This window comes from Salinimicrobium sp. TH3 (assembly GCF_026676115.1).
In the GTDB taxonomy this organism is placed as follows: Bacteria; Bacteroidota; Bacteroidia; order Flavobacteriales; family Flavobacteriaceae; genus Salinimicrobium.
Genome location: NZ_JAPONB010000005.1, coordinates 114,671 through 135,086, shown reverse-complemented (window position 1 = coordinate 135,086; position 20,416 = coordinate 114,671). Strand labels below are relative to the sequence as shown.

The following is a 20,416-nucleotide window of genomic DNA, read 5'->3' as shown; positions in this document are numbered from 1 at the left end:
AGAGTTATTTAGTGGCGTAATTTTTAATTTCACTATTGTCAACAAAGAAAATGGAGTTCACCAAAAGGAGTTTCCCATTCTGCCAAAATGCGCGGAATAATGGATTATCTACCAGGTAAATAAAACTTCCCTCTCCCATTGGCTCTACTCCAAATGTGAGGGAGTTTTTAATTTTTTCCTTTGCATTATTACCAACAAATCCAGCAACTATATTGGGAGAATCTTCAAGATATCCAACATTGTAGCCTTCGCTAAGTAAGCTGTAGCTATCATTACTAAGTTTAAGACTTAGATAATTGTCTTCATATCCAAAGGCCATGGGATGTGTTTTATCCATTTTGGTTTCAATAATACTGCCCGTAATAAGATCTTTAATTTCTTCTCTTTCTCGTTGGGCATAAGGCACTAGATTCGGTTTTGAGATGGTGTCCGCTTCTTCTTTGTCGCTAAACTTTAGATTAAAGTCCTCTTCTCCTGCAAAAGTTTTTATGGCGCGACCTATGGCGATCACTTTACCACCCCCACGAACCCAGGAAGTAAGACGATCCAGACCTTTTTCATCAAATAGATCGGAATAGTTACCCGAGGGTAGGATTATTACATCCAGTTTTGAAAGATCAATATCACCAAAGTAACGGGTGTCGATGGAGGTAACAGGATAATTAAGGTCCTGTTCAAAAAAGTACCAAAGCTCCCCCTGATTAAGGGAAGAAGTGCCTTCTCCTCTTAAAAGACCAATTCGGGGTTTATTTATAGCCTTCACCTGGGAGGAGCCAAGATCTGGTCCCGAAGTTGAAAAACCTGTGGCAGCGGCGGTAAGCTCTCTTTCATATTTATTGGCCAAATCAACCAGTAGCTCATCAAGATTTTCAACTTTATTGTTATCGATCCTGTTTATGATAAGGCTTCCGGGAGCAAAATTCTTCCCTGAATTTTCTAAAGCTGTTTCAGTAAATCTAACCCTGATTCCTTCTTTTAGAAGCGCAGTTAGAAATCTTGCATCTTTCATGCTATTCCACTCGGTGATGTAAGCTGTAGCGGTTTTAGAAGCCTGGTTAATAATTTCGGCTTCATCTTTTGACGTAAGGGTTGGGACAGAGGAGCCGGTGGAAATGGCCTCTAATCCATACGCGTATGGAAGGCTCCAGGCGGTAATATCATAAGTTAGAGAATCTGAAAGTTTTGCTGAAGGTTCAAAAAGAACTTTCACCATTTTACCTTTAGGTTGTGCAGTACTTACGACCAGCGTGTTCTCGTCGGCCTTAATCCTGCTGTTTTTCTTTTTAAGAGGATCATAACCTTTGATATTTCCCGGTTGTGGCATGGCATAGGAAATCTCGTGGCGATCCAGTAATTCCTTCAACAGGTCCAGCTTATCTTCATGTCCTGTAAGAACATAATTGACAGCCCCTTTTTCTGGATTATTGTAGAATTTGGCAAATTCAGAATTCAGCCTGTCCACATTTTGAGCAGCAATTTCTACTGTTGAGAGTCCCGTAGTGTGGTGATGCTCAATTCTGTCCACCAGGTTAAGTTCATAACCATGATCTGTTTGTATTGCAAGTCCTGTATGTCCCGCTTGTTCATAGGTCATTCCAATAGCACCCAAATATGTGGGGTAAGTGTCGCCATAGCTCGGGTAAAGAAGATCAAACCTCTCTTTGGTAAAATAAAGCCAACCCTGTTCATCGAAATACTTTGCATGATTCTTTCCTATTTCGGTTTGGAATTCCCTTTGAAAAGGAGTGATCACTTCATGCAAAGGTTCTGCTGCGGGAGCGAAGTAATATGGATCGTTCCTGCCCTGTTCATGAAAATCTACATGGATATGAGGTAACCAATCGTTGTATATATCTAAACGCTGTCGGGTTTCTGCCTGTGTTGCCCATGCCCAGTCCCGATTAAGGTCGAATAGGTAGTGGTTGGGTCTTCCACCCGGCCATGGCTCGTTATGTTCCACAGCCATAGGTTCGGAATTATTGGGAGTGGACTTCACCTGCTTATACCAGTTAACATAGCGGTCCCTGCCGTCAGGATTTACTGCGGGATCCATAATGACCACCAGATCCTTAAGCCATTCCTGCTTTTGAGTGATAAGCTCATAAAGGGTTTTCATTGCAGCCTCTGTACTGGAAGTTTCATTTCCATGCACGTTATAACTTAACCAAACAATGCCTTTTTCGGCCGGTGAAGCATTAGAATCTGTACTTATACCCGCATTTTGAAGATGATTTTTTCGAATTTCCTCCAGGTTTTGCAGGTTTTCTTCAGTAGAAATTACGGCATAGGTGAGGGGTCTTCCTTCATAGGTTTCCCCGTATTTTTGGAATTTTACAAGGGGTGAATTTTCAGCCACATGTTCAAAATATTCAACCACTTTATGATGGCGGGTGAAGCTGGTACCAAGAGGATAACCTAAAAATTCTTCTGGGGATTGCTGAGCAAATGCAAATTGGAAACTTACAAAAAGTGCAGTAAGTAAGACCGGTAATTTTCTCATAAGGGGAACTTTTCCATGTTAATTTTAGATGGTAAATATAAAACTTTATCTCTGTCAATATCTTTTTATTGATTTTACCACCACCGCTCTTAATTGTATATTTGCCAAAACTCCTTTCAATGCAGAAAAACTCTCTTTCGTATCGGGATACTAATTTTTTTACCCCCCTGGTGAACGACTATCTGGATCAAAAAGAGAATGTAGAGCAGTTTTATGGTTTATTTCCCACCCTTGAAAACTTCGGAAAACAGATCCTTTCCAAAAAAGATAATTACGACAATCATGGCGGTAACGAAAAACGTGCTGTTCTCGTAAAGGTCCTGAAGGAGCAATACCAAAATATTAAGCTTACCGAAGCCACTGCAGGAAATATTGAACTATTAAAAGATGACACAACTTTTACTGTCACTACAGGCCACCAGCTAAACCTTTTTACAGGTCCACTATATTTCCTTTACAAGATCGTCACTGCAATTAATCTTGCTGCCGACCTTAAAAAGGAATATCCAGATTATAATTTTGTGCCGGTTTACTGGATGGCGACCGAAGATCATGATTTTGAAGAGATCAGTTTTTTTAATCTCCACGGAAAGAAATTTCAGTGGAATCCCCCACAGAATAATAAGTCGGGAGGACCCGTTGGAGAACTGCCTACTGAAGGTTTAAATGATGTCTTTGAACTTTTTTCAGCTGAAATTGGCAACAGCAAAAATGCGAAACAGCTGAAGGAATGGTTCCAAAAAGCTTATTTAGAGCACGACAATCTTGCCGATGCTACCCGTTATCTCGCAAATGAGCTTTTTAAAGATGAGGGACTTGTGATCCTTGACGCCCATGATTCTAATTTGAAAAAATTGTATAGCCCATATATTGAGCAGGAGCTTTTTGAGCAGGTTTCTTTTAAAACCGCTCAGCAAAAAACCGAAGCTTTAGAAAAAGAAGGGTATGGGGTACAGGTAAATCCTAGAGAAGTAAATCTTTTTTACCTGGAAGAAGGACTTCGGGAGCGAATCATTGAAAAAGACGGGAAATTCTTTGTACATGAACAGGAGATCACCTGGACCAGAGAAGAACTGCAGGAGTTGATCAAGGAACATCCTGAAAGATTTAGTCCCAATGTGCTTTTACGCCCTCTATATGAAGAAGTGATCCTTCCCAACCTGTGTTACATTGGGGGAGGCGGAGAGCTGGCCTATTGGTTTCAGCTAAAAAAACTGTTTGAAAAAACAAATGTTACTTTTCCCGTTCTCTTACTTCGGAATTCTGCTTTGCTTCAAACAGAAAAACAGGACAAAAAAAGGAAAAAACTGAATATTACTTTACCCGAACTTTTCCTGAAGTCACACGAATTGATCAACAGGAAAGTCCGCCAGATTTCAAATATTGATATTGACTTTTCCCCTCAAAAAGAGCATTTGGTGCAACAATTTCAGGGAATGTACGAACTGGCAGAAAAGACAGATAAAACATTTATAAACGCGGTAAAAGCCCAGGAGGTAAAACAATTAAAAGGCCTTGACCACCTGGAAAAACGATTATTAAAAGCGCAGAAGAGAAAACTGGAAGATGAGGTTTCCCGAATAGCTGCCTTGCAGCAGGATTTATTTCCCGGACAGGGGCTACAGGAACGGCATCATAATTTCTCTGAGTTTTACCTGGAATACGGTGATACTCTTATACCAAATCTCCTGCAGTCTTTAAGGCCACTAGAATTAAAATTTGATATTCTTTCGTTATGACGAAAATGCATAAAATAGACATCGACCTGGTTGAAATGACCCTCGATGTAATGAAATATACAGTTGACCGTATCTCTAATGTCACGCCCGAACTGGGTGCTCCTAAAAGAGAGGAGGAGTTACTGGAAATGGTTGGGGAGACAATCACCCCTAAAGGAATTGGAGGAGAAGTAGCTTTTAAAATGTTCAGGGATATTCTGGTGAAAGCTACAGTGCCTATCGATCACCCCCGCCACCTCGCTTTTGTGCCTGCAGCGCCTACCAGGGCGGCCATCATGTTTGACCTTGTAACTTCGGCGTCAAGTATCCACGGTGCTTACTGGATGGAAGGTGCCGGCGGAATTTTCTGTGAAAATCAGGCGATGAAATGGCTGGTTTCCCTTACGGGGTTGCCAAAAGGATCATTTGGAGTATTCACCAGTGGAGGTACGGCCGCAAATCTTTCGGGGATGGTGGCAGCACGTGAGGCCTGGAGAAAGAAAGATTCCGGTAATATTGGAGTAAAGGCTTTATTGCTCACCTCCAATGGTGCGCATTCATCAATACAGGCAATGGCAAAAGTTATGGATGCCGATGTAGTCATGATCGACTGCCCAGATGAAAACCTTAGGGGAAATACCTTACAATTGGCTATTGACGAGCTGGAAGAAAAGGACCGAAAAAGGCTTTTTGCAGTGGTAGCTACCGGCGGGACTACAAATGCCGGGATCATTGATGAACTCGATTCTATCGCTGATGTTTGTGAAAAAGAAGATCTATGGTTTCACGTAGATGCTGCATACGGTGGCGGCGCCCTTGCTGCGCCCTCTGTACGTCATCTTTTTAATGGGATTGAAAGAGCAGACAGTATTACAATTGATCCTCATAAATGGCTTTTTTCCCCCTATGACTGTGGTGCAGTGATTTATAAGGACATGGAACTTGCAGCCGAAGCGCATTCCCAAAAAGGTTCTTACCTGGAGATCTTTAAGGATGAAGGAGCCCAGGGATTCAACCCGGCAGATTACCAGATTCAGCTTACCCGAAGAATTCGTGGGATGCCTTTATGGTTCTCACTGGCAATGCACGGAACAGATAAGTACACCAATGCCATAGAAAAGGGAATTAAGCTTGCCAAGATCGCTGCAAAAAAGATCGAAGAAGATGAGAACCTGGAACTGGTGCGGCCGGCCAGCCTTTCGGTTGTTCTTTTCCGAAGAAAAGGCTGGACTCCCGATGATTATAGGGATTGGACCTACCGCAACCACAAAAACGGAATTGCGCTGGTAACACCAACAAAATGGAAGGGAGAAGACGGTTATGAAACCATTTCCCGTTTCTGTTTCATTAATCCTGAAACTACCGAAAAAGATATTGATATAATTCTGGAAACAATGAAATAGTCGTTTCTGGTTCAGGATTTAAAATTTAAAATCCGGGATTGGTAGATTAACCAATCCTGGGTTTTTTCTTGTATCTACAATTAGTAATGAGAAAAATTATGAGGTTACCAGTTGATTTTCTCCTATTTCCACAGTAGAACCTTCGGTAAGGATCACCGAGCGCGGGTTTTGTTCGTTAAGAAGGTTAAAAGCAGGATCAAATTGCCGGGAAAAATCTATATCAACAGCATACTCCTCCACAGTGTAAAGATGCCAGTCAACATGATCTAACTGGTATTCAAAAGTTTTTTCTCCTGCCTTGAGGTATCCGTATGGTCGATCCAGAAGAAAAGCAGCTTCGGTATTTGTATCGTATGGAGCGGCCAGGTGACTACTTCTCACCTGGAAATTCTGGTTCATTTTATTGTATTGCCAGGAATACTTTACCACTAAAGATTCTTCCGTTTCCTTAATAGTTCCTGTAGCCTGGAGAGAGGTGTAGTTGGTTTTGAAGATGGTATTGGTCAAAGCTGCGGCCCCTGGCTGGTCAAAGATCCTTTTAATAACTACCACTCCTTTTCTCCATTTGGCACCGTCAAATCGCTTCACATAAATTTGTAGATCAATTTCTTCAAAATCCTTCAGCAAGGGTAATTTTACACCGCTAACCTTCAGTTTTTGCACCTGAAATCCTACCAGACTTATAAGGCATTCTCCATTGTAGAAATCAAGTTTTGTATGATCTGGCAGATATTTTTCAACGACTTCAGCAGAAATAGTATAAGTAATTAATGCAACTTTTCTGAATTCAGAAGAAATAGAGAGTTTCATGCTGGAATGTAATAGGATTCTTTCAAAAATATTAAAAGCATGAGAATCAGTCGTCAGGTTTGGGAAAAGTTTAAAAAGCTAACCTCTCAAAAATGCCATTTTGAAGACTCCTTAACTTCCGGTTGGCTTCAGCAGAAATGAAATTAAATTAATCTATTTCGAATTCCAGTCTCATAGTGACAGAAGCTGTTTTCTTTTTATCGGCAGTGTTATATGCGCCGCCCCAGGTAAAATCTTCCCCACTGTTTTGTCCAATGATCTGGAAGACCCCAAGGTCGGCACTTCTAAGGGAGCCCAGATCACTCCCGCTGTTCTCGGCTATTTTTTCGGCTCTTAGGCGTGCATCTTCTGTTGCTGCAGAGATCATTTGGATCTTCAGGTCAGACAATTTGGTGTAGTAATAGCGTGGGGGCGTGGAGTTAAGTTGTACACCTTTTTGCAAAAGTTCGGTTATTTCCCGCGATACCTGTTCAACCTTTGGAACATCTTTAGATTCGATCTTTACGGTTTGCTGCAGTAGATATCCTTTAAAAATATTACCTACGTAATTACCATCCTGGTATTGAGCTTCGGTTTGTTCAATAGTCTGCACCGAGTTAAAAACAAAATTATCCTCCTCAATCCCTTTAGAGATCAAATATTCTTTTACAGTTTCCTTGTCTTCATTTAGCCTTTCAAAAGCTGTTTGCAGCTCCAGGTTCATTTGGGAAAAGGTTCCTTCCCACACAATAAGGTCTGAGGTAAAATCTTCACTTCCAGACCCGGTGACCGAGATAACTCCCGGTGGAGTTGCTCTTTTTACATAAGAACTACCCAAAATATATGCAGCCAGTACAATAGCAGCAGAAAAAACAATAGCAGCAATGTGTTTCATAGAGCCAGATATGAAAGGGAAATTTATTTAAAGATATAAAATAAGTGTATGCAGGGTCAAATTTTACCTCAAATTCCTATTTTTGCGCATGCACAACAACGTCCTCATATTAGATTTTGGTTCGCAATACACACAGTTGATCGCCCGCAGGGTTAGAGAACTGAATATTTACTGCGAAATCCACCCTTTCAATAAGATTCCTACAGATCTTTCAACTTTTAAAGCGGTAATTCTTTCGGGAAGTCCTTTTTCTGTTAGAGCAGAAGATGCGCCTCATCCCGATCTTTCCAAGATTAGGAAGAAGTTACCTATTCTAGCGGTATGTTACGGCGCCCAGTATCTCGCTCATTTTAACGGCGGAAAAGTGGAAGCTTCAGAAATAAGAGAATACGGTCGCGCAAACCTTTCGGTGATCAAAGACAACGAAGGTTTGTTTGAAGATATAACTGAAAATTCCCAGGTTTGGATGAGCCATAGCGATACCATCAAGGAATTACCTGAAAACGGAATTCGCCTTGCAAGTACGCCAGACGTTCTGAATGCCGCTTACCGCATTGATGGTGAGGAGACATACGCTATTCAATTCCATCCGGAAGTTTATCACTCCACAGATGGAAAGCAACTGCTCGAGAACTTCCTGGTAAAGATCGCCAAAGTAGCGCAGGAATGGACTCCCGAGGCTTTTGTAGATATGACCGTAGATGATCTAAAAAAGCAAATTGGCGATGATAAAGTAGTGCTGGGTCTTAGCGGTGGGGTAGATTCTACCGTTGCTGCTGTTCTTCTTCACAAAGCCATTGGTAAAAATCTTTACTGCATTTTCGTAAATAATGGTCTTCTTAGAAAAGATGAGTTTGAAAGTGTACTGGACCAGTATAAGCACATGGGGCTTAACGTAAGAGGGGTAGATGCTTCGGCACGTTTTTTGGAAGCTCTGGCAGGTATCTCCGATCCTGAAGGAAAACGAAAGGCGATAGGAAAAACTTTTATTGATGTATTTGATGATGAGGCTCATCGTATCCAGGATGTGAAATTTCTTGCGCAGGGAACGATTTATCCCGACGTTATTGAATCTGTTTCTGTGAATGGTCCTTCGGTCACCATAAAATCTCACCACAACGTGGGAGGTTTACCGGCTTATATGAAGCTAAAGGTAGTTGAGCCGCTTCGAATGTTATTTAAAGATGAGGTGAGGCGAGTGGGAGCAGAGCTGGAAATTGACAAAGAATTATTAGGTAGGCATCCTTTCCCGGGTCCAGGATTAGCAATTAGGATACTTGGGGATATCACCCCCGAGAAAGTTCGTATTTTACAGGAGGTAGATGCCATCTTTATAAATGGACTTAAAGAATGGATGTTATACGACAAGGTATGGCAGGCTGGTGCTATCCTTTTACCGGTTAATTCGGTAGGGGTAATGGGAGATGAAAGAACCTATGAGAAAGTTGTTGCCTTGCGTGCAGTTGAATCCACAGATGGAATGACGGCAGACTGGGTGAACCTGCCTTACGACTTTTTACAAAAAACATCTAACACAATAATAAACAGAGTGAAAGGCGTTAATAGGGTAGTGTATGACATAAGCTCCAAACCACCCGCCACTATTGAGTGGGAATAAAAAAAGATATATGAAACAAATTGCAGTTTTTTTCCTGTTTTTTCAAATGTTTGCCGTCCAGGCTTTTGCACAGCAGTACAAATATCACATAGTTAAGAAAGGAGAAACTACACAGGAGATTGCCCGGCAATACAATATTTCTGAAGAAACCCTTTTTAAATACAACCCCGATGCCCGCCGCGGAATAACGCCGGAAGGGAAGTTGGTAGTGCCTGTTAATTCAGGGTCAGTAGAAAATGTTCAGACTTCAGGAGGAGACGATCAACAATTTGAAATTCATCGGGTAAAAAGGAAAGAAACCCTGTTTAGCCTGTCTCAGCAGTACAACGTAAGTATTGAGGCCATCAAAAAGTATAATAAGCATCTTTATTCCAGTGAACTTCGCAGGGGAGAACGCATCAGGATCCCAAAACAATCCGCTAAAGTTGAGGTCCAAACCAGCACACCGCCACGTTCTAATCCATTAGACCTTAGTGTCAAGGAGCATGTAGTGCTTCCGCAGGAAACCCTCTACGGTATTTCCCGGAAATACAACATCACCATTGCCGATCTACAAAGATTAAATCCAAGCATGGAGAACCTGCAGCCTGGTATGGTGATCAAGGTTCGTAACGGGGATGTGGAGAAAGTTGTGGATGTGGAAGGAAACCTCTTTAAATATTACCAGGTACAGCCGCAGGAAACTTTGTTTAGTCTTACGCGTCGCTTTGGAATAAGCCGGGATTCCCTTGAATCGTTAAATCCCGCATTAACCGATGGTTTAAAATCGGGCATGGTTTTACGAATTCCCAACATTGAGCTTGCTGAAGGAGTAGGGGAATATGTTGTTGAAGAATACGTGAACCTGGAGCGCAAGATCAATAACTATGAGACTAAAAAGCTGGTGGTGATGTTGCCATTCAATAAGAACAAGCTTGTAGTAAACGATACTTCCAACAATTTTCCTGAAAGGATCAAGAAAGACCAGGTAATGCAACTCTCACTGGATTTTTACAGCGGAGTACTTATGGCTATTGATTCTGCCAAGGCAAAGGGAATTTCTTCAAATGTTACTTTTTTGGATACCGAAGGGAATCCGGGGAAGGTAAATGTGCTTTTAAATACTCATAACTTCAATGATGTAGATGCCGTAATTGGACCTCTTTTGCAGTCTACGGTAGAAACCGTTGCACGTTCAATGGAAAACCGGAATATTCCTGTGATCTCTCCCCTTACCAAAAGAGAGACTGCCTCTCTTAATAATTTCCTGCAGGCACGTCCTACAGATGAAATGCTGAGTGAGGCGATGATCACTTATGTTTCAGAACATTCTGCAGGCAAGAACCTAATCATTATTGCCGATGGAAGTGCTTCAGAAAAAAGAAGAAGACTTTCTTCTGCCTTTCCTTCAGCACGGGTCATCACTCCTTCAGAAGGTGGATATCTCAATCAGGGACAGGTGGCAGGAGCTTTAGATAAAACCAGGCCAAATTGGGTTATACTGGAATCCAGTAAGATTGGTGTATTGAGCAATGCGACCTCATACCTCAACTCCCTGGCCGATAGTTATAAGATCACACTTTTGACCACCGACAGAAATAAATCTTTTGAAAGTGATAATATTTCCAACAATCACCTGGGAAAATTGAACTTCCATTATCCATCGATTGATCGCGCTTTTGATCCCGAAAAGAACCGGAATTTCATTAAAAAGTATATTGAGAAATACGGCGTTACGCCTTCAGCAGCTGCGGTAAGAGGTTTTGACGTAACTTATGATGTACTGCTAAGGCTGGCATCTGCCGGGAATCTTTATGAGTCGATCAAAAAAGATGGAACTACACAATACGTTGAGAATAAATTCAATTATGAGCAAAGGCCAAATGGGGGGTACATCAACAATTCGGTTTATATTCTTGCCTACGACCGCAACCTTAATTTAAATGTAGTGCGGTAATGACTTCAAAAGTGACATATTTAGGGGAGCTTAGGACCAAATGTGAACATTTGCAAAGCAAAAGCAGTTTCATTACAGATGCGCCCATTGATAATCAGGGAAAAGGGGAAGCCTTTTCTCCAACAGATACTGTCGCCACGGCCCTGGGTAGTTGTATGTTTACGATCATGGGGATCAAGGCCCGGGACCTGGGAATAAATATTGAAGGCGCAACTGCCGGAATAACTAAAAGTATGGCTGCAGACCCACGGAGAATAGCAGGCATAGAAGTTGTGCTAACATTCCCGGCTTCCTATGACGAGAAGCACAGGAAGATCCTTGAGCGGGCAGCAAAGACCTGTCCCGTTCTCTACAGTTTACACCCCGATATTGTTCTGGATATTAGTTTTCACTATAAGCATGAAAATAAAGATTTTTAACGGTCTCCTATTCCTGTTGATTTCCTTTGGGTTACAGGCTCAAATGGAAGAGGAGAAATTGAAATGGGGAGCAAATTCCCTTACCTGGGAAAATTTCAAAGCCACGCCAGATCCAAATAGTCCCTTCACTGCCAATACAAGCTCGGGAATCTCTTATTCCTGGTCCCTCAAAAGTTCTGTTTTAGGAAAAGAATATAAATATGAAGTGCATTCTTTTTTTAATCCTGAAGAATCCTGGGTCAAAAATAGCGGCTCAATCCACCTTTTAGCTCATGAGCAGTTGCATTTTGATATTACAGAACTTCACGCACGAAAGTTGCGTAAAGCTCTTTCAGAATTCGATTTTAAGAAAACCAGGGAAGTAAAGCCTGCTTTGCAGGCAATTTATCAAAAAGTAGAAATAGAACGGGCTTCTATGCAGAATAAATTCGATCTTGAAACCAAACACAGCATGGAAGAAGCCGCCCAGCTTGAGTGGCAGGAGTATATTAAAAAAGAACTGGAAAAGCTGGAAAATTTTTCTTCCTAAAGATTAGCAACTTCTGCTTTAGCTTCATTGAATTCCAATAGCATGTCTTGCAGGATCTTTGCTGCAGGTTTGATATCGTGGATCAAGCCCGAAATTTGGCCAATTTCCAATTCCCCTTCTTCCAGATCCCCTTCAAACATTCCTTTTTTAGCTCTTGCTCTTCCCAGGAGCTCTATTAATTGATCTTTGGTAGGATTTTTAGAATAGAGTTCGGTTACCTGCTCAAAAAAGTGATTTTTAAGCAGTCTTACCGGAGCCAGTTCTTTTAGAGTGAGCACAGTATCCCCTTCTTTGGCTTTCACAACCATTTCCTTAAAATGGGGATGAGAAGAAGCTTCGTTACTTGCAACAAATCTGCTTCCTACCTGTACCGCATCTGCTCCCAGGACCATGGCAGCAAGCATTCCACGACCGGTAGCGATTCCGCCGGCGGCTATTAATGGGATCTTGATCTGTTCCTTAACCATTGGGATGAGTGTAAAGGTGGTAGTTTCATCTCTTCCATTATGACCACCGGCCTCAAAACCTTCGGCAACAACTGCATCGACTCCGGCGGCTTCAGCTTTAAGAGCAAATTTTACGCTGCTCACCACATGCACTACTTTTATACCTTTTTCCTGAAGATAGGAGGTCCAGGTTTTAGGATTTCCCGCCGAGGTAAAGACAATTGGCACCTTCTCTTCAATGATAATCTCCATGATCTGTTCCAGATTTGGATATAGCATGGGGACATTTACGGCAAAAGGAAAGGAAGTCGCTTTTTTACATTTTTGGATATGCTCCCGCAGCACTTCGGGATACATTGAGCCTGCACCAATTATACCCAGTCCTCCTTCATTGCTCACGGCACTGGCCAGTTTCCAGCCGCTTGCCCAGATCATTCCCGCCTGGATTATTGGATATTTAATTTTGAAGAGTTGAGTAATTCTGTTGTTGGTCATATATGGAGATTATAACCCTTCTGGGGTTTGAAATCCTGGAAGGGTTGAAAAAGTTCTTTCGCGAATTTAAGAAATAACTCCCGATCCTATTAACTCATCATCAAGATGCCAGGCAACAAACTGGCCTTCTGTAATGGAAGCCTGGGGCTCCTCAAAAACTATATAAAGGCCACTGCCGGTTTGATGAAGGGTGGCTTTCTGTAAGGGTTGTCGGTAACGAATTCGGGCGAGTACCTGCATCTCCTGGTCTTCTTTCAGTTTTAAATCCTCACGCACCCAATGGGTCTCGTCGGGCGAGACAAAGAGCGCACGCCGGTAAATCCCTGGGTGATCTTTTCCCTGGCCAGTATAAATAACATTTTGCTCCACATCTGTCTCGATCACAAAAAGAGGTTCTGGTGTACCTCCAACTGCAAGTCCTTTGCGTTGGCCTTTAGTGAAATAATGGGCCCCCTGGTGCTCCCCAACTTTTTTTCCTTCTGAAGGAGAATAGGTATATTTTTTCGATAGGTATTCCAGTTCCTCTTGTTTATTCCTGAATTCCCGTGCTTCAGGTTTGTACTTTGCCTCGGAAGCCGAAACCTCCACAATATCTCCCTCCTTAGGCTGAAGCTTTTGCTGAAGAAATTCGGGAAGCCGAACTTTTCCTATAAAACAAAGGCCCTGAGAATCTTTTTTTTCCGCAGTAATGAGGTCTTGCCCGGCAGCTATTTGTCGCACTTCACTTTTTTGAAGCTCCCCAATGGGAAAAAGAGTTTTTGCCAGTTGTTCCTGAGAGAGCTGGCAAAGAAAGTATGACTGATCTTTATTTTTGTCTTTTCCTGAAAGGAGACGATAAACGGGTTCACCATTTACAGTGATTTCTCCTTTGCGGCAGTAATGACCGGTAGCGACAAAATCGGCACCCAAAGATAGGGCGATCTTCATGAACACGTCGAATTTTATTTCGCGGTTACAAAGAACATCCGGGTTGGGAGTACGGCCTCGCTCGTATTCATTAAACATGTAATCCACGATTCGCTCCTTGTATTCGGTACTAAGGTCCACGGTTTGGAAGGGAATCCCCAGTTTATCGGCTACAAGCATGGCATCGTTGGAATCATCAAGCCAGGGGCATTCTTTAGAAATCGTTACCCCTTCATCGTGCCAGTTCTTCATAAAAAGGCCAATTACTTCATATCCCTGCTCTTTTAAAAGATAGGCTGCCACACTCGAATCGACACCGCCCGATAAACCTACAACTACTCTTTTCATATGCTTTCTCCCGCCTTTTTAAGGCTTAAAATGAGGTGCAAAAATACAGAAAATTTGCCACTTTTGGGAAGCTAGGAATGTATGGTGGGAATGACCTGAATTAAAAAAGGCGGACTAAGCCGCCTTTTTAAAATATTCTAAAGCAATTTAGATCTGCCTGTTAAAGGTAAGGATTGCGGGAACCCCCATCACCGATGTGGTGAAGGTAAAGCTGTTAGCGTTTTGGAATTTGACTGTTCCCTCTATAGCTTCCAGGTTGGGAACATAAATGGTGTAGCTATCACCGGAATTTTTTTCCCAGGTACCGGTGCTTGACTCAAGGGCACATTCGTTCTCGGCATCATAGAGTTCCCACTCTGCTGTACCATTCCCCATAAGATCAAGAGTTGAAGGTTGTGGGCAATTTAAGTTAATAACAGGAGGATTGACACTTACTAAGGTCCAGGTTCCAACTATACTGTTGTCTGCGGTGTTGTCATCATCATCACTACAGGATGCAAATAACAAAAGTGCAAATGCTGAAAATAAAAACAAATACTTCTTCATATTGGTCAATTTTAGGTTTTAAGTAAATATATCAAAAGTCTGCTAAGAAAAAGATTAGTTAGAATTCTTTTTCTTCCTTAAGGTTTCCGTTCTCATAATATCTCCAGGTGCCATGGTGTTTATTGTTGCGATAAATGCCTTCAATCATTAATTCTCCTTTGCCATTGAAAATCTTAGCAGGTCCATGAAGCTCCCCGTTTTCATAATAGAGATCTTCGAGTACAATACCTTTTTCTGAGTATAGCTTCCGGGGGCCGTGTAATTCTCCATAATTATAGTTAGCCTCCTCGGCGAGTTGTCCTTCATCGTAATAAACCTTTTTTGGACCGTGAAGTTCTCCTTCTTCATAATTTTCGGTCATCATCACCTCATCAGAATTTTTGTGATAATAGGTCCAAACTCCTACTCGTTTTTGATCATAAATTTCCCCTTCGCTAATAATTTTTCCATTTTGAGAGAGGTATTTTGCCGTAGCCCGGTCAGATTCGGCATTAAAGTCCATGATAGCGACAGGTTGTTTCAATCCTTCTTGATAAAATTTAAACAATCCTATTTTCTTTCCGTGTTTAAATTCTCCTTCAAATTTTAGTTGTGATTTGTTGTCATTAAAATATTCTTTCCAGTATCCATGCCTCCTCTCTTCTGGGTCGTGCCTATTTATATCTTCCTGTGCCCATCCCGTGATCACTTGCATAACCAGGAAACATGTGAGGGTAAAACTCTTTAATTTGTTCATTCTTTTTGTTTAATAAAAATTAACTAAACTTAAACATTATTGTCGTTTGTAATGATCTAACTTTGAAACTGTAACGCTAAATTAAAACTTATGAAACATTTATTGAATTTAAATCGTATAGCAGCAGGTCTATTTTTTCTGCTAGCTTTTACTGGCTGCAGTGATGATGATGACAATGGTACAACTCCACCGGTCGTTGAAACAAACACCATAGCAGATTTTGTTGCCGCAAATGATGACTACTCTTCCCTGGAGGCAGCACTCGAGGTGACCGGTCTTACTTCAACGCTTGACGGAACAGAAAATTATACCGTCTTTGCACCCGATAATGATGCATTTGCTGCTTTCCTGGCAGATAACGGATTTTCTGAACTATCTGAAGTTCCTGTCGCTTTGCTTACCCAGGTACTCCTTAATCATGTTCAAATGGGGGAAATAATGGCAGCCGATCTTTCTACCGGTTATATACCGAGTATGGCTACCAGAACTGGATCTGATGATAACCTATCTATGTACATAAGTACTGAAAATGGCGTAATGATTAATGGTGTAGCTACAGTTACTGCCGCAAATATTGAGGTAGACAATGGGGTTATCCATGCTGTAGATGAAGTTATAGGCTTGCCAACTATTGTGACTTTTGCACTGGCAGACCCTACTTTTGACACTTTGGTGGCAGCTCTTACACGTGAAGACGACTTAACCTTTGTAAGTACTTTAATGATGACAGATTCTCCGGCTCCTTTTACAGTCTTTGCACCTACAAATGATGCTTTTGTTGATTTGTTGGCGGAGTTGGAGATGAATTCTCTGGGAGATATTCCTACAGATGTGCTTGCTTCAACTTTAAGTTACCACGTTGTAACCGAGGCTAATGTGAGATCTGGAGATATTATGGACGATATGGAAGTCTCTACTCTTGCGGATCAAATGTTTACAATTAATACCGAAAACGGGGCACAAATTACAGATGCCAATGGTAGAATAGCAGATATTATCGTAGTTGATGTACAGGCGAACAATGGAGTGATTCATGTAGTTGATACAGTGTTGCTGCCTTCTATGGAATAGGTTAGATGATTAATAGTGGTTGGTTAAATTAGAAGAGCCCGGAAATTTCCGGGCTCTTCTTTTTATTTTTCGAAAAGGAAATATTATTTCTTTCCTTTCTTTTGCTGTTCTGCCTGTTCCATCATCTCCTGCATTTTGCGGGCAAATTTCCCCTGTTTCTTAGGCTTCTTCTTATTTTCCTGAATTCTCGCGTGTATCTTCTCCTCATCAAGGATAAAATGTTTAATAAAGAGCATGATTCCAATAGTAATAAGGTTTGAAACCAAATAATACAGAGATAACCCACTCGCAAAGTTGTTAAAGAAGATCAACATAAAGAGGGGGGAAAGATACATAATGAACTTCATGTTGGGCATTCCCGGCTGTTGGGCATTCTGCATAGTTTGTCCGGTTGTCATCATCATATAAATGAAGATAGCAATGGACGCAAGAATAGGGAATAAACTTACATGATCTCCATAGAAAGGAATGTAAAAAGGCAATTCGGCTATCTTGTCATAACTTGAAAGGTCATCGGCCCACAAGAAATCCTTTTGTCTCAGCTGGAAGGCACTTGGGAAAAACATGAATAAGGCATAAAACACCGGCATTTGCATCAACGCAGGGAGACAACCGCTCATAGGACTGGCACCGGCCTTGCTGTAAAGCTTCATGGTTTCCTGCTGCTTTTTCATTGCGTTGTCCTTATACTTCTCATTCAGCTCATTAATTTCGGGTCTTAAAACCTTCATTTTGGCCTGGGACAAATACTGTTTGTATTGAACAGGGGAAAGCACCAGTTTAATTGCAATGGTCATAACGATAATTGCTAACCCATACCCCATATAATTGGTGATAAAGGAGAAGAAAGGAATGAACACGTACTTGTTGATCCAGCCAAAGATTCCCCATCCTAGTGGTATGATTTCGTCCAGATTCCTGTCATAGTCGTTTAGGATCTGGTAATCACTTGGTCCATAGTACCAGTTCATGTTGTAATTAAGCTCCCCACCATTAAGCTGCAGCGGCAGGGTAGAAGCAAAGGCTTTAGTGTATAAAGTATCTACTTCCTCATCTTCTACAAGGTCTTCGGCCTTAAACTTTCCGGTTTCAAAAGGAGTATCGGTAAGAAGGATTGAGGTGAAGAAATGCTGCTTATAGGCAACGTAGGAAATATCATTTTCTTCCTCTTCTCCATCGTTCACCTCGTCATCGTCACCGCCATCATACTCGTAAACAAGTTTGGTATAACGGTTTTCGTAGGTTATACTTTTCGCATGCCGGTAGCCTTTAAGTTTCCAGTCAAGCAGGACAGGATCTGATGGATTGAGGACGTCGCTAAGACCCTGTGAGCGGATGGTGAAATCCATCATGTATTCTCCCGGTTTCAGAACGTATCGATATTCAAGGAATTCTTGCGGAGAGACCTTTAACTTCATGGAGACAACAGTATTTTCTACATTTTTGGTCACTGTAGGTTCAAAGTAAAGATCTTTTGTATTTAATACCCTTCCATCACTTGTTGTAAATGTGAGATTTAAAGAGGCATTATTGTCCTTAATAAGATAAACAGGAATCGAATCAAAGGTCTTGTAGTTCTTCATCTTTGCTTCGGAAAGATAACCGCCTTTGTTTGAAAAGCTCAATGCAAGAACGTCGTTCTCAACCGAAGTTTCATTCTCTGTAGCCGAAGGTAAAGTGGCCGAATATCCAAAAGCACCCAACCTGCTGGCTGCACGAGCAACGGCTGCAGAATCTGCCTCCTGTATTATTTCAGATTGTGCCAGGCCCTCTTGTTCATCTGGAGTAACTACAACTTCGTCTGTAGCCGGTTCCTCCACAACTTCTGGAGCAGAAGGATTCATGTACAACATCCATAACAGGATCCCTCCAATTAAAAGGAAACCTATAAGAGAATTAATATCAAATTTTTTTTCTTCCATTCTAAAAAATAATAAATGCGGACCGTTCCGCCGTCATTGCCAGTCAAAATTGTGACCAAACAGGACTATTGTGCCAGGCTGGCATTCTTTTTTTTCTGTGAGTATTCTTTTGCAGCTTTAATAAAGGCTATAAAAAGCGGGTGTGGCGAAGCCACTGTACTTTTATATTCAGGGTGATACTGTACGCCAACAAACCAGGGGTGATCTTCAACTTCAATGATCTCAACCAGGTTTGTTTTCGGGTTTACTCCTGTGCTTTTCAAACCGTGTGACTCCATTTGGGGAGCATAACGGTTGTTGTATTCATAACGGTGACGGTGTCTTTCAAAGATCTGGCTTTTACCATAAACTTCTCTGGCAATAGAATTTTCCTTCAAAGAACACTCCCAGGATCCCAGTCGCATACTCCCGCCCATATGAGTGACTTCTTTTTGCTCCTCCATAAGATCAATGACGGGATGTGGAGTAGTAGAATCCATTTCGGTTGAATTCGCATTTTTCAATTGCAGCACATTGCGCGCAAATTCAATCACTGCCATTTGCATTCCCAGGCAAATTCCCAAAAAGGGTAACTTGTTTTCTCTCGCAAAACGTACAGCATCTATTTTACCCTCGATGCCCCGTTCCCCAAAACCGGGGGCTACCAAAACTCCATCCAGGTGAGATATCTTATTTTTAATTGTGCTCTCGTTGATAAATTCCGAATGTATGCTTTCAATGTTTACTTTCACCTCATTGGCAGCACCTGCGTGAATAAAGGCTTCAAGTATAGATTTATAAGAATCTTGGAGTTCCACATACTTTCCTATAAGCCCTATGGTGACTTCGTGTTTTGGGTTCTTGTGCCTCTTTAAAAATTCATTCCACTGCGTAAGATCTGGAGTGGTGTCATCGGGTAGATTTAATTTCTTCAGCGTAACTGTGTCCAGACCTTCTTCCAGCATCATATTTGGTACGTCATAAATCGTGGACGCATCAATGGATTGGATAACTGCTTCTTGCTTCACGTTACAAAACAAGGCCAACTTTCGTCTTATATCATCAGAGAGTTCATGTTCTGTACGGCAAACCAGGATATCGGCTCTAAGTCCGCTTTCCATGAGAGTTTTAACACTGTGCTGGGTGGGCTTTGTTTTGAGTTCGCCGGCAGCCGAAAGATAAGGAACAAGCGTGAGGTGAATCACCAGTGCATTGTCATCTCCCAATTCCCATTTTAACTGTCGCACTGCTTCAATATACGGTAGAGATTCAATATCCCCCACGGTACCACCAATCTCGGTAATTACAATGTCGTACTCATGATTTTTACCTAAAAGCTGAACGCGCTCTTTGATCTCATTAGTAATATGAGGAATAACCTGTACTGTTTTTCCCAAAAATTCCCCGCGGCGCTCTTTTTCAATTACACTTTGGTAAATACGGCCCGTGGTAACGTTGTTTGCCTGGGAGGTATTTACATTGAGGAATCTTTCATAATGCCCCAGGTCAAGATCTGTCTCGGCACCATCTTCGGTCACATAGCACTCGCCGTGTTCGTAAGGGTTTAAAGTTCCGGGGTCAACATTGATGTAGGGATCCAGTTTCTGAATAGTGGTTTTGTACCCGCGCGCTTGCAGTAATTTTGCCAGGGAAGCAGCAATAATGCCTTTTCCAAGCGAAGAGGAAACGCCGCCGGTGACAAAAATATACTTGGTTTCAGCCATTTTGAGAGGTGTTTATGCGTCTTTTTATTCAGGGCGCTAAATTACAAAGAAGAAAAGAAAAAGAAACCATTTGCTGGAGAATATGTTAGCAAAACTTTAAGGGTTTAGAAGCGTTCAAAAAGGCCTCAAAATCACTTACCTGGGATATTTCCTTCTAATTGTCCTAAGAATGTCTTCCATCCCGTTGACTTTTATATCCAGCACCTGTTGAAGTTGATCTCCAGTTTTTCCTTTGGGAAATCCCTGCTGCCTGAACCAAACCAGGTAAAATTCAGGTAGTTCTGAAAGGTAACGGCCCTTGTATTTTCCAAAATGCATCTTTGCATGGGCGAGGTCTAACAGAGCTTTATAATCGGGTTTGGGATCCATGTGGCTAAGGTCTCAAAAATGTCAACATAAGAAAGTTTTTTTCCGAAGTTTTTCAGGTAAAAACTTC

Annotated in this window: 17 protein-coding genes; 7 read left to right on the top strand and 10 right to left on the bottom strand. The window is 41.7% G+C overall.

The window, feature by feature from the left end:
* Window positions 1-4: 4 nt before the first annotated feature.
* Window positions 5-2,500 (bottom strand): M14 family metallopeptidase, encoded by a 2,496-nt coding sequence (locus OU683_RS09635; RefSeq protein ID WP_268137635.1) that lies wholly within the window; start codon window positions 2,498-2,500, stop codon window positions 5-7.
* 119 nt (window positions 2,501-2,619) lie between these two features.
* Here OU683_RS09635 and bshC point away from each other — a divergent pair, with 119 nt between their 5' ends.
* Window positions 2,620-4,239 (top strand): bacillithiol biosynthesis cysteine-adding enzyme BshC, encoded by a 1,620-nt coding sequence (gene bshC, locus OU683_RS09630; RefSeq protein WP_268137633.1) that lies wholly within the window; start codon window positions 2,620-2,622, stop codon window positions 4,237-4,239.
* A gap of 5 nt (window positions 4,240-4,244) precedes the next feature.
* Window positions 4,245-5,621, top strand: coding sequence for a pyridoxal phosphate-dependent decarboxylase family protein (locus tag OU683_RS09625; protein WP_268137631.1), 1,377 nt, complete (start codon window positions 4,245-4,247; stop codon window positions 5,619-5,621).
* Window positions 5,622-5,717: 96 nt separating this feature from the next.
* Here OU683_RS09625 and OU683_RS09620 read toward each other — a convergent pair whose 3' ends face one another.
* Both OU683_RS09620 and OU683_RS09615 read right to left on the bottom strand, forming a co-directional pair.
* On the bottom strand, window positions 5,718-6,431 hold the full coding sequence (locus tag OU683_RS09620) for a DUF2071 domain-containing protein (RefSeq protein ID WP_268137629.1): 714 nt from the start codon (window positions 6,429-6,431) through the stop codon (window positions 5,718-5,720).
* A 148-nt stretch (window positions 6,432-6,579) separates the two neighbouring features.
* Window positions 6,580-7,305 carry an SIMPL domain-containing protein gene (locus OU683_RS09615; protein ID WP_268137627.1) on the bottom strand — a complete coding sequence of 242 codons (726 nt, stop codon included), beginning with the start codon at window positions 7,303-7,305 and terminating at the stop codon, window positions 6,580-6,582.
* An 88-nt stretch (window positions 7,306-7,393) separates the two neighbouring features.
* Here OU683_RS09615 and guaA point away from each other — a divergent pair, with 88 nt between their 5' ends.
* From guaA to OU683_RS09595, 4 genes are read left to right on the top strand one after another with little or no spacing between them, the layout of a single operon-like run.
* Window positions 7,394-8,923, top strand: coding sequence for a glutamine-hydrolyzing GMP synthase (guaA, locus tag OU683_RS09610; RefSeq protein WP_268137625.1), 1,530 nt, complete (start codon window positions 7,394-7,396; stop codon window positions 8,921-8,923).
* 10 nt (window positions 8,924-8,933) lie between these two features.
* Window positions 8,934-10,859 (top strand): LysM peptidoglycan-binding domain-containing protein, encoded by a 1,926-nt coding sequence (locus OU683_RS09605; protein WP_268137623.1) that lies wholly within the window; start codon window positions 8,934-8,936, stop codon window positions 10,857-10,859.
* Window positions 10,859-11,278: an OsmC family protein gene (locus OU683_RS09600; RefSeq protein WP_268137621.1), complete on the top strand. Its 420-nt coding sequence runs from the start codon at window positions 10,859-10,861 to the stop codon at window positions 11,276-11,278. Before OU683_RS09605 ends, OU683_RS09600 begins: the two co-directional genes overlap by 1 nt.
* Window positions 11,259-11,807, top strand: a complete 549-nt coding sequence (locus OU683_RS09595; RefSeq protein ID WP_268137619.1) for a DUF922 domain-containing protein — start codon at window positions 11,259-11,261, stop codon at window positions 11,805-11,807. Before OU683_RS09600 ends, OU683_RS09595 begins: the two co-directional genes overlap by 20 nt.
* Here OU683_RS09595 and OU683_RS09590 read toward each other — a convergent pair.
* From OU683_RS09590 to OU683_RS09575, 4 genes are all read right to left on the bottom strand, one after another.
* Window positions 11,804-12,748, bottom strand: coding sequence for an NAD(P)H-dependent flavin oxidoreductase (locus tag OU683_RS09590; RefSeq protein ID WP_268137617.1), 945 nt, complete (start codon window positions 12,746-12,748; stop codon window positions 11,804-11,806). The genes OU683_RS09595 and OU683_RS09590 overlap by 4 nt on opposite strands.
* A gap of 66 nt (window positions 12,749-12,814) precedes the next feature.
* Entirely contained in the window at window positions 12,815-14,002 is a 1,188-nt protein-coding gene (gene mnmA / locus OU683_RS09585; protein WP_268137615.1) for a tRNA 2-thiouridine(34) synthase MnmA, read from the bottom strand.
* A 147-nt stretch (window positions 14,003-14,149) separates the two neighbouring features.
* On the bottom strand, window positions 14,150-14,548 hold the full coding sequence (locus OU683_RS09580) for a lipocalin-like domain-containing protein (protein WP_268137613.1): 399 nt from the start codon (window positions 14,546-14,548) through the stop codon (window positions 14,150-14,152).
* Window positions 14,549-14,606: 58 nt separating this feature from the next.
* Window positions 14,607-15,284 (bottom strand): toxin-antitoxin system YwqK family antitoxin, encoded by a 678-nt coding sequence (locus OU683_RS09575; protein WP_268137611.1) that lies wholly within the window; start codon window positions 15,282-15,284, stop codon window positions 14,607-14,609.
* 90 nt (window positions 15,285-15,374) lie between these two features.
* On the opposite strand from OU683_RS09575, the gene OU683_RS09570 reads away from it, so the two are divergent.
* Complete coding sequence (locus OU683_RS09570) at window positions 15,375-16,355, top strand: fasciclin domain-containing protein (RefSeq protein WP_268137609.1); 981 nt, start codon at window positions 15,375-15,377, stop codon at window positions 16,353-16,355.
* An 83-nt stretch (window positions 16,356-16,438) separates the two neighbouring features.
* On the opposite strand, the gene yidC is transcribed toward OU683_RS09570, so the two are convergent.
* The 3 genes from yidC to OU683_RS09555 form a co-directional block, all read right to left on the bottom strand.
* Entirely contained in the window at window positions 16,439-18,277 is a 1,839-nt protein-coding gene (yidC, locus tag OU683_RS09565; protein WP_268137607.1) for a membrane protein insertase YidC, read from the bottom strand.
* A 65-nt stretch (window positions 18,278-18,342) separates the two neighbouring features.
* Window positions 18,343-19,980: a CTP synthase gene (gene pyrG, locus OU683_RS09560; protein WP_268137605.1), complete on the bottom strand. Its 1,638-nt coding sequence runs from the start codon at window positions 19,978-19,980 to the stop codon at window positions 18,343-18,345.
* Between the two features lie 135 nt (window positions 19,981-20,115).
* Window positions 20,116-20,349 (bottom strand): DUF3820 family protein, encoded by a 234-nt coding sequence (locus OU683_RS09555; protein WP_228914990.1) that lies wholly within the window; start codon window positions 20,347-20,349, stop codon window positions 20,116-20,118.
* Window positions 20,350-20,416: the final 67 nt, after the last annotated feature.